At 51.3% G+C, this 2697-nt stretch carries 1 protein-coding gene and 1 pseudogene; both read left to right on the top strand.

Annotation, left to right across the window (positions count from 1 at the left end; all coding sequences use genetic code 11):
• Positions 1 to 122 precede the first annotated feature (122 nt).
• Positions 123 to 416, top strand: a pseudogene (locus tag H1S01_RS22790) (phage tail assembly chaperone); the annotation flags it as partial.
• 18 nt (positions 417 to 434) lie between these two features.
• Entirely contained in the window at positions 435 to 2543 is a 2109-nt protein-coding gene (locus H1S01_RS22785; protein WP_188042122.1) for a tape measure protein, read from the top strand.
• The last annotated feature ends 154 nt before the right edge of the window (positions 2544 to 2697 follow it).

Raw genomic sequence — 2697 nt, 5'->3', positions numbered from 1 at the left:
ACGGAAAAGGAAGTGGGGGATTGGGTCGACTTCAACAACCTCGAATACGTCCAGGCCAAGATTGCCGAAGCCTTTGAAACGGCCACCCGAAAAAACGAGTAACGCGAGCCGACTGGGATCAACTCAAAAAGATCGCCTATGGCTCGCTTCGTTTATTACCGGACCAGTTCTGGGCGTTGACGTTGGTGGAATTCATGGAACTCATAGAATCTCGCATCGAGTATGAACAGCAACACCAGGAAGCGGAATATCACCGGATGGCATGGTTGGCTTGCCATATCATGAATGCCTCTGGCAATCTGAAACGGCCCGTTACGCCAGATAAGCTGCTCGGTAAATTTACCGATGCCAAGCGTGTAGACCGCATAGACCAACTAAAAACTCTGGAAGAACTCAGACAGAAATTTCAGTCGTAGGACAGGAGGGAGGCCCATTTGTCCGCACTCTCCAGTGTCCTGGTTAAGTTCACTGCAGACATCTCGGATTTCAACACTAAAATCCAGTCCGCAATGGGACAAGTCCAAAAGACAGGCAAACAGATGCAAAAAGAAGGCATCACGATGGGTGGGGCCTTTACGTCATTGAAGAATATGGCCTTACCGGCCCTCGGTGCGATCATGACAGCCCTCGGAGGCCTCAGCCTGGGAAAAGGACTTTCGTTCAACGCAGATATGGAACAAGCAGCGATCTCGTTCGAAACGTTGCTTGGCTCGGCAGAGAAAGCCCAGGCGATGATTAAAGACGTACAGCAATTCGGCGCATCTACGCCTTTTGAGTTCCCTGGACTACAGAAATCGGCAAAACTCATGCTGGCGATGGGATTCAATGCCGAGAGCGTTATGCCTAACCTGCAAGCGATTGGCGATGCAGTGTCGGCCATTGGCGGGGGAGAAGATGTTCTTAATGGCGTAACCATGGCTCTCGGTCAAATGGCCACCAAAGGCAAAGTATCGGCAGAAGAAATGAACCAGTTAGCGGAACGAGGTATACCGGCCTGGGATCTCATGGCGCAAAAGCTCGGTATGAGCAAACAGCAACTCATGGAACTGTCGGCTCAAGGAAAAGTGATGGCCGACCAAGCGGTTCCAGCCTTAATTGAGGCGATGGGAACCAAGTTTTCCGGTGCCATGCAAAAGCAAAGTCAAACCTTTACCGGGATGTTGAGTACGTTAAAGGACAATACCAATATGCTGTTGGGACAGGTGTTGCAGCCGGTATCCGATAAACTCAAGGAATTCATGCCGCTAGCCATCGGTTTTGTGGATAAGCTCTCGACCGGCTTCAACGCCGACGGATTAAGGGGAGCCATTGAGTCCGCATTTTCTCCGGGCGTCGCGGCCATTCTGAATGGAATTATCACGGGCGTATCGACGCTGTTCGATCTCCTGCAGAACCATTGGAGCGTAATTGGCCCTATCTTAGCGGGTATCGCTGCCGGATTTGCGGCTTTTGCTGTGATTCAGAAAGTGATGTCCGGCGTGACCTCTGCCATAGCTACCTTTGGAACGGTGACCGCAGCATTGGCAACGCCTGTCGGTATGGCTGCAGCGGCGATCGGAGCACTGGTTATCGCCGGGATATATCTCTACACCCATTGGGAAGACATCTCGCAGAAACTTTCTACCTGTTGGTCTGTGAGCGCAAATGAAGCGACCTTCGTTTTGAACAGTATCGTTACTCTGTTCCAGCAGGGTAGTGTTCAAATCATAGCCATCGCATCGACCATGAGTGAGCAAGTTCAGATGGCCTGGAACCATGCCATGGATTCCTTGCTTACGGTCACGGACAATGTGTTGACGTCCACTCAAACTATTTTCTCCCAAGCCATGGATGCGATTAGCCGCAGTGTTCGCTCGGGCTGGGACACAATTGGGCAGACATGGGACAGTACGACAAACCGGATTGAATCCTCCACGGGTGATGCAATGACATGGATTACGACTACAATCGCCACGGATTCGGAGATTATGAAAAGTATCTGGGATGCGACGAGCAAGTCGTTGAGTGCCTTAACCCAAGAGATGTGGAAGCTTATCCTGCAGTGTTTCAAAGACGCACCGACATCGCTGACCGCAGCCATGCAGGTGATTAAAGCGTTGCTGTACCAGAAGTGGGTCGAGATGAAGAACGATGCCTATTCCATGGGGACAAATTTGGTTAGAGGCTTCGTGGAGGGGATGCGATCCTTGGCGGGGTGGTTATATCACAGCGTAGCTAACCTGTTTGAAGGAGCCGCCAATGCCGCCAAACGAGCGTTGGACATTCATTCGCCCTCCCGGGTGATGATGCAGATCGGCGAGTATACGGCACAAGGATTTTCGATCGGCATGAATAACGAACAGGCGAATGTAAGCAGTTCTGCGACTCAACTCGCCAATACTGCTGTCCAGGGATTTGCCGGATATCGACCCGCGATAAACACACCGGAACTCGCCGGGTCCGGGTCAGGGCATAGCTTCAATATCACAATTAACGGCAGTAATGGCGAGGAAATTTGGCAACAGCTGGAACGACAGTTGGCCCGGCGAGGGGTGAGATTCTAATGGGTGACTCCTTTCGAATCTCGGGCGTTGAGCGGATTTCAAATATTCTTCTTCAGGACATATCCATTGAGCAGGTGTTGACCTCAATGGTGGACACCTGTTCGTTTACCATCAAGAACATTCAACCCAACGAGGGCGATGAAGTGATCATCGA

It is taken from the genome of Heliobacterium chlorum (assembly GCF_014502795.1).
Classification (GTDB): Bacteria; Bacillota; Desulfitobacteriia; order Heliobacteriales; family Heliobacteriaceae; genus Heliobacterium; species Heliobacterium chlorum.
The sequence above is the reverse complement of the archived record's forward strand: the minus strand, read 5'-3'. Positions and strand labels throughout refer to the sequence as shown.